This is a genomic window from Burkholderia sp. Se-20378, from assembly GCF_017104665.1.
Lineage (GTDB): Bacteria > Pseudomonadota > Gammaproteobacteria > Burkholderiales > Burkholderiaceae > Burkholderia > Burkholderia lata.
This window is the reverse complement of the sequence record NZ_JAAGPG010000410.1, coordinates 1-7,860: the sequence shown is the minus strand read 5'-3', so window position 1 is coordinate 7,860 and position 7,860 is coordinate 1. Positions and strand designations below refer to the sequence as shown.

Here is a 7,860-nt window from a genome sequence, read left to right as displayed (position 1 = left end):
GGAGTGTGCCGGGGCAAAGGAGGAGAGAGGAGCGGGAGGAGGCGTACAGCCGAGCGTGGCGCGCCGGGGCTGACGCGGACGGCACGGCGCAGAGGGGCAACTGGGGGCACCCGGAGCGCGCCGGGCCGCCCAGCGGGGGCCGCGACGCAGGTGATGGCCGCGCCGGGCCACCGCGACCAAGCGCGACGGCAAAGCATACGCGAGACGCCGCACGGCCGCCACGCGCGCGGCCATGCGCGACGCCGGCGACACGCGGCGCGCGACCTGCGCCACCGGCCGCTTGCAGAGGATCGCGCTGTCGTAGCGCTTGCCGTCGAAGCGCATCACGTCGACGACGTCGAAACCCTGCGCGCCGTAGAACGCGAGCAGGTGCGAAGCGGGATGCGGCGTATCGAGTGCGAGCAGCGTATAGCCGCGCAACGCGGCCCATTGCTCGGCGAACGACAGCAGCAGCGCGCCGATCCCGCGGCTCTGGCAATCGGGGTCCACCGCCACCTGCCGCACGCTCGCGACACCTTCGCGCCGGTACAGCGAGCACGCCGACGACGGATCGGTCGCATACAGCGTGGCCGTGCCGATCACGCGCCCGCCGCACACGGCGACGTAGCACTCGCCCGCTTCCGCGCGGCGGCGCGTGACGTCCTCGCTCTGGTCGACGCACGTGCAGTTGAGCCCCATCGCGCCGAGCCGCGCAAATGCACGATGCAGCATCGGCGTGAGTTGGGCATAGCTGTCGAAGGCCGGATCGAAACGCCGCACGATCACCCGATCGGCGCACACCGAAGGCGGCGCGGCGGGAGACCGTTCGGCGATCGCGTTCCAGGGTATCGACATTGCCTTGCTCCGTGGTTGGGATGCCCGAAGTCTATGAGCGCGCCAACCGCCCTCGCAAGAAAAAATGTCGTAAAAGTTTGGGGAAATGCGTGCGGGAGAGACGATCTAAACCGTGCGTGCCGCGGCGCCGCGTGCATCGTTGCGAACGCATGAAAGCGCGCCGATCGTTGTTTGCGCAAGCAACGCGACCGGCGGCCGGATCACGCGTCGGCGAGCACCGTTGACACATGCGGCGGCACCTTCCAGACTCGCGGATTCCTTCCTTCATCGAGCGCGCTCATGATCACCTGCTTCCTTCGCTACGTCGTCGATCCGTACAAGCTCGACCAGTTCGAAACGTACGGCAAGATGTGGATTCCGCTCGTCGAGCAGTTCGGCGGCACGCATCACGGCTACTTCCTGCCATCCGAAGGGGCGAACAACATCGCGCTCGCGATGTTCTCGTTCCCGAGCCTCGCCGAATACGAGCGCTACCGCGAACGCTCGATGGACGATCCGGCGTGCCAGGCCGCGTTCCGCTACGCCGAGGAAACACGCTGCATCGTCAGCTACGAGCGCAGCTTCTTCCGGCCGGTGTTCGAGTAACGGGCAAGCGCCCGGCGCATCGCGCCCCCTTTCCTGACCAGGACGAAAAAAAGCCCCGCCTGCATCCGCGCGGCGGGGCCAACCCATGTCAGTAGAGACATCATGGAGGAGACGGGCCCATCTTATCGACCACGGCCCGCTGCCCCAACCAAGCATTTCTGCTATCGATCTGGGCGGCCGCGCACACGATTGCCCCTGCCTTGCGGCATATCGATAGAACGAAAAGTCGTTTTCAGAGTGGCGGCGGGGTCGTTACCATCTGGTTTTAAGCCTGTGCTTAGCCGGGCAAGCCATCCCCAAGGAGCGCCCCTTGACTGCATTCGATCAACACCGCCGCCCGTTCGTCGTCGGCATTGGCGGTACCACCCGGGCAGCGTCGTCGACCGAACGCGCGCTGTCGTTCGCGTTGCGCGGTGCGCAGGCGGCCGGCGCACGCACGCGGCTGTTCGACGGCCCGTTCCTGCATACGCTGCCGCACTACGCGCCCGAACACAAAACGCTGACCGACGCGCAGCGCGACCTGATCGACGCCGTGCGCCAGGCCGACGCGATCATCATCGCGACGCCCGGCTATCACGGCGGCGTCTCCGGCCTCGTGAAGAACGCACTCGACACGCTCGAGGAGCTGCGCGCGGACGATCGCCCCTATCTCGACGGCCGCGCGGTCGGCCTGATCGTCACCGCGTACGGCTGGCAGGCGGCCGGCACCGTGCTGACGTCGCTGCGTTCGATCGTGCATGCGCTGCGCGGCTGGCCGACGCCGTTCGGTGCGACCGTGAATACGCTCGAAACGCGCTTCGACAGCGCCGACAGCTGCTCGGATTCGAAGGTCGTCGCCCAGCTCGAGACGGTCGGCGCGCAGGCGGCCGAATTCGCGCTCGCGTTCGCATCGCATCGCGCGGCTTCGCATGCGGCATCGGTCGACGCGCTTGCGCCCGTCCTGAAGATCGCCAACCAGTAATTTCCCCGCCTTCCACCGCCCGCGCCTGGCCGACCACGTTCGCCGGCGCGGGCGGTGCACATTCGGACCAACGGCCGCGCGCCGTGCACGCCGACGCTTCTCCGCGCTTGCCCTTCCCCGCGACCCGTGCCGATAACGATTCGGCCCGCTGCGTGATTTGCATTGGCCGAAAGATTCGTTCACGCCGCGGGCGGGTTTTCGTACGCTGAACCTCCGAACTTTCTCCGCGCACGCCATGAACCGTACGATCCGCTACAAGGGCTACGAAGTTGCCCCCGCTGCCGCCCGGTTGCCGAACGGGCTGTTCGCCGCCAACCTGACGATCGAGAAGGCGAGCGGCGGCCCGTCGCCGCGCGCCGTTTCGTTCGACGCGATCGATTTCTTCTTCGAGGAAGAGCACGCGCTGGCCTACGCGTCCCGCTGGGGCCGCCTCTGGGTCGACACGAACGCGTGACGCACGCCTGGCCGGCGTGCACGTGGCCGCTCGAAAATACGCGTTTACGGAAGCTATGCAAGAATCTTTCGACCCGTAAACGTATGACAACAGCCATGAGTGACACGCTGCAGGAAGAGCATGCAGCCGCAGATCACGCAATGCGCAACTGGACCTTCGAAAAGCAAGGTACGGTACGGATCGGTTCCGATGCGCACATGCAGATGTTCTGTCGCATGCTGCTCGACACACACAACCCGTACAAGCCGGCGGTAATCGACTGGCCGGCGCTCAAGCCCGCCGAGCTCAAACGGCTCACGTCGCTGCCGATCTGGGACATCGCGGTGCAGACCGAAGGCCGCGCATCGATCCGCGTGGCGACCTATGCGGCGACGATCGGCAATCCGCTGCTGCGCCGCGCACTCGAGATGGACGGCGGCGAGGAAGCGCGCCACAAGGTCGTGCTGTCGAAGCTCGTCGAGGCATACGGCATCCGGCTCGCTCCCGAGCCGGCATACCCTGCGCCGAAAGATCCCGAGTGGTGGTGGGTCGTCACGGGCTTCAGCGAATGCATCGACAGCTTCTTCGCGTTCGGCCTGTTCCGTTCCGCGCAGCGCTCCGGCTATTTCCCGCCCGAACTCGTCGACACCTTCGAGCCGGTGATCCAGGAAGAAGGCCGCCACATCCTGTTCTTCGTGAACTGGTATGCGTGGTACTGGCGCTCGCTCCCGTGGTGGCGCCGGCCGTGGTTCTTCGCACGGGTCGCGGCCGTGTGGGTGCACTTGATCCGGGAGCGCATCGGCATCGCGCGCGGCATCGATTCCGACGGCGTCGCACGTGACGCGAACTTCCCGGCGACCGGCACCGGCGACATCGGCGACGCGCTCAACCCGCGCGAGCTGATCGAACTGTGCCTCGCCGAGAACGACCGGCGAATGGCCGGCTACGACAAGCGCCTGCTGCGCCCGATGTTCGTACCGCGCATGGCGCGGTTTGCGCTGCGGTTTCTCAAGAAGTAAGGAAGCCGGTCCGGGCAAGCGTCCGGTTGCCCAGGTGCCCGGTTGCCAGGTCGGGCAACCGGGCAACGCCCGCTCGGCGATCGAAACGCCGGGCCGCCTGAATCCCGCACCGACCTGCCCCCTGCCGGGTGTGGCGTCCCCGACACACTCACTCTCGCCCTTTTTTCCAGCGCTTCGGCGCGCGCGGACAGATTGTCACACCCGGGATTTGACGAATCGGGGACGCCACGGTCGACGCCCGACTGCGTTTTTGACAACCTGTCGCCAGCAGGCGCACCGCCGACGCAGGTCACGCCTCCCTGACGGATTCGCCCTGTTTTCGAACCCCGTCCGATTGTCACCATCGACGAAATAGTCAATAGGACAAATTCGAAAGGCGAATGGTGACGGTCCGATCCACCTCCCCGTAGCACTTTTTTACAAATTCGACGAGCCAGCCGGCCCGGAACGCCCGTCGCGCGGGCCATCGCAGCGGACGAGATGCGCAAATCAGCACAGCCCGACGTTCCGAATTTCAGATTAAATTGATTTATAGATAATCCAGAAAATCAGCAGAAAATCGACCATCAAGCCGCGAATTAACAAATTAACAAAATAGCAATCATATTATCCATTAGCACGACCACCGACATTACAAAAACGAAAGGATCACTTATCTCGCAAACGTTTGCTATTTCATTTGTCTTACTATTGATCCTGCCCAATGTGTAACCCAACGCACGAAACTCATGCAACACCATGATTCTTATGAGAAAAACAGAAAAACTCAGGCCGACCTCAAACCCTACATTAAACATTCTTACAACTTTCCAATACATTCTTAGCCGATACATCAAAACGCGATGTATTAACCATCCTTTAACTTTCAAAACCCGCTATTTATCACTTTTTATCAATCTGAAAAATCCTCCTCCAATAAACTCCGCCCATCAATTTTGAGATTCGCGCGAGCGCACGGAGTATTCCTCTAACGAAAGAGACCGGTGTGTGGCGTGCATATTTGGAGGTAGCAGGACATGAACCGCACATACCGCTCGATCTGGAACGAAGCCCTGGGCGCGTGGGTCGCCGCATCGGAACACGACTCGGCACGTGGCAAGCCGAACAAGTCGGCCGTCGTCAAGGCCGTCGCGGCCGCTGTGCTCGTAGCGGGGGCAGCCACCGGCAACGTTGCGCATGCGCAGTATGCGGCGGGCAATGGCGGCGGGAGCAGCGTCGTCGCAAGCGGCGGACAGGCGATCGCGATCGGTGGCAATAGCGGCAGCACGACGACGGCCAGCGGCGCAACGTCCATCGCGATCGGCGCGAACGCGACGGCATCGGGCAACTATTCCCAGGCATTCGGTCAGGCCACGACGGCTACCGGCGCAAGTGCGATCGGCATCGGCTCCGGCGCGAAGGCACTGAACACGGGCGCGACTGCCGTCGGCAACGACACCACAGCGTCGGGCTCCAGCGCGATCGCAATCGGCGGCGGCAACAGCTCGGGCACGGGCGGCGCCGTGGCGTCCGGCACCAACTCGATCGCGCTCGGCCGGTTCTCGAATGCGTCCGCCAGCGGCGCGAACGCAATCGGCAACAACGCGACCGCCAGCGGCACCGACTCCGTCGCTTTCGGCACCAACAGCACGGCGAACAATACTTCCGTCGCGGTTGGCCGCGGGGCATCGGCCACGGGCACGAACGGGTCGATCTCGGTCGGTAATGCGGCCACGTCGACGGGCACGGGTGCAATCGCGATGGGTAACGTCGGCAGCTTCGCGGCCACCACGGTGGCTAGCGGCTCGGACGCGGTTGCGCTCGGTAACGGCTCAACGGCCAGCGGCAGCTCCGGCGCCGTGGCTGTCGGCTCGGCAGCCGTGGCGTCGAACTCTTACGCAACGGCCTTCGGCTCGAATTCGACTGCTTCGGGTGCGGGTTCCGTTGCATTCGCGCAAAACGCCAATGCAACGACCACCAACGCCATCGCCATCGGCGTCGGCTCGACCGCGAACGTCGCGAACTCGGTTGCGCTCGGCAGCAGCTCGGTGACGAACAGCACCGCGTCGGCGACGAGCGGCGGCAACTCCACCGTCACCAGCACCACGATCGGCGGCCAGACGTTCGGCAACTTCCAGGCCGGGGCGGCGGCGGGCGGCATTGTCAGCGTCGGTCAGGTCAACGCGGAACGCCGAATCCAGAACGTTGCCGCAGGCCTCGTCAGCGCGACCAGCACCGATGCGATCAACGGCAGCCAGCTCTACGCGGTGGCAAGCACGACGACGTCGAACATCACGAGCCTGTCGACATCGGCGTCGACCGGTCTGTCGTCGGCCAACAGCTCGATCACGTCGCTCTCGACTTCTACGTCGACGGGTCTCTCGTCGGCCAACAGCTCGATCGGCTCACTGTCGACCGGCCTCTCGTCGACCAATAGCTCGGTCACCTCGCTGTCGACCTCCACGTCGACCGGCCTGTCGTCGGCTAACAGCTCGATCACGTCGCTGTCCACGTCGACCTCGACGGGTCTGTCGTCGGCCACCAGCTCGATCACGTCGCTGTCGACCTCCACGTCGACCGGCCTGTCGTCGGCCACCAGCTCGATCGGCTCGCTGTCCACCGGCCTCTCGTCGACCAATAGCTCGGTCACTTCGCTGTCGACCTCCACGTCGACCGGTCTGTCGTCGGCCACCAGCTCGATCGGCTCGCTGTCCACCGGCCTCTCGTCGACCAATAGCTCGGTCATCTCGCTGTCGACCTCCACGTCGACCGGTCTGTCGTCGGCCACCAGCTCGATCGGCTCGCTGTCCACCTCGACCTCGACCGGCATCGGCTCGCTGTCGACAGGCCTCAGTTCGAGCAACAGCTCCGTCGCCTCGCTGTCCACCTCGACCTCGACTGCGATCAGTACCGCGAAGACGCACTACTACAGCGTCAACGACGGCGGCACGCAGCAGGCCAACTACAACAACGACGGTGCAACGGGCGTCAACGCGCTCGCCGCCGGCGTGGGTGCAACTGCCGCAGGCGGCAGCAGTGTCGCGGTTGGCAACAACGCAGCTGCACCGGGCCTTTATGCAATAGCGATCGGCAATGCCGCGTCCGCCGCCGCGCAAGACTCGACTGCGATCGGCAGAAACGCGAGCACCACGGCCGTCGCGGCTGTCGCGATCGGTGTCAATGGACTCGCGGGGCAGCAAGCCGTTGCCATCGGTAATAACTCCACGGCCACCGCACTGGCCAGCGTGGCACTGGGTGACACGGCCACGGCCACTGCGCAGCAGGCTTTGGCGATCGGTTCCGGAGCGGTTGCGACGAATACGCGATCCGTTGCGCTGGGCACGCTGTCCAGTGCAACCGGCGCCAACTCGGTTGCGATCGGCTACAAATCGACCGCTCAGTACACGGGTGCGGTTGCGATCGGCAGCGGCAGCGTGACGGGCGCGGCAGCCCCGACGACGGCGGCCTACGCCACGGGTCAGACAGCCAACGGTGGCGAAGTCTCGGTCGGCGGCGGCACGGCTGCAACCAACCGGCGCATCACGAACGTGGCGGATGGCTCCGCCCCGACTGACGCCGTGACGGTCGCACAGCTCAGCACCAGCAGTGCCAGCCTCTCGACCGGAATCTCGTCGGCCAACAGCTCGATCGGTTCGCTGTCGACTTCCACGTCGACTGGCCTGTCGTCGGCTACCAGCTCGATCGGTTCGCTTTCCACCGGCCTCAGCTCGACGAATAGCTCGGTGACGTCGCTGTCGACTTCCACGTCGACGGGTCTGTCGTCGGCCACCAGCTCGATCGGTTCGCTTTCCACCGGCCTCAGCTCGACGAATAGCTCGGTGACGTCGCTGTCGACTTCCACGTCGACGGGCCTGTCGTCGGCCAACAGCTCGATCGGTTCGCTCTCGACCGGCCTCTCGTCGACCAATAGCTCGGTCACTTCGCTGTCGACCTCGACCTCGACGGGTCTGTCGTCTGCCCACCGTTCCATCACCCCTCTGTCCCCTTCCCCGTCCACGCGTCTCCCGTCGCCGCTCACATCGTTCACC

Annotated in this window: 6 protein-coding genes; 5 read left to right on the top strand and 1 reads right to left on the bottom strand. The window is 65.0% G+C overall.

From position 1 onward, the window contains the following. Positions 1-834 (bottom strand): GNAT family N-acetyltransferase (locus tag G3N93_RS29695; protein ID WP_241026755.1); only part of this gene is annotated, 834 nt, incomplete at its 3' end. A 279-nt stretch (positions 835-1,113) separates the two neighbouring features. On the opposite strand from G3N93_RS29695, the gene G3N93_RS29690 reads away from it, so the two are divergent. The 5 genes from G3N93_RS29690 to G3N93_RS29670 form a co-directional block, all read left to right on the top strand. Next, the gene (locus tag G3N93_RS29690) at positions 1,114-1,419 is read left to right on the top strand and encodes an NIPSNAP family protein (RefSeq protein ID WP_059622447.1); all 306 of its coding nucleotides are present in this window, start codon (positions 1,114-1,116) and stop codon (positions 1,417-1,419) included. Between the two features lie 310 nt (positions 1,420-1,729). Further along, positions 1,730-2,380, top strand: a complete 651-nt coding sequence (locus G3N93_RS29685; RefSeq protein WP_206134557.1) for an NADPH-dependent FMN reductase — start codon at positions 1,730-1,732, stop codon at positions 2,378-2,380. Between the two features lie 235 nt (positions 2,381-2,615). Next, positions 2,616-2,834: a hypothetical protein gene (locus tag G3N93_RS29680; RefSeq protein WP_011354057.1), complete on the top strand. Its 219-nt coding sequence runs from the start codon at positions 2,616-2,618 to the stop codon at positions 2,832-2,834. Positions 2,835-2,929: 95 nt separating this feature from the next. Further along, on the top strand, positions 2,930-3,832 hold the full coding sequence (locus G3N93_RS29675; RefSeq protein ID WP_206134556.1) for a ferritin-like domain-containing protein: 903 nt from the start codon (positions 2,930-2,932) through the stop codon (positions 3,830-3,832). Between the two features lie 1,016 nt (positions 3,833-4,848). Continuing rightward, positions 4,849-7,860: ESPR-type extended signal peptide-containing protein (locus G3N93_RS29670; protein ID WP_277396583.1), on the top strand; the 3,012-nt coding region annotated here is incomplete at its 3' end.

Excerpts from the sequence above, each read along its gene's own strand:
- G3N93_RS29690 (WP_059622447.1), top strand. The coding sequence starts at position 1,114 with ATGATCACCTGCTTCCTTCGCTACGTCGTCGATCCGTACAAGCTCGAC.
- G3N93_RS29680 (WP_011354057.1), top strand. The coding sequence starts at position 2,616 with ATGAACCGTACGATCCGCTACAAGGGCTACGAAGTTGCCCCCGCTGCC.
- G3N93_RS29675 (WP_206134556.1), top strand. The coding sequence starts at position 2,930 with ATGAGTGACACGCTGCAGGAAGAGCATGCAGCCGCAGATCACGCAATG.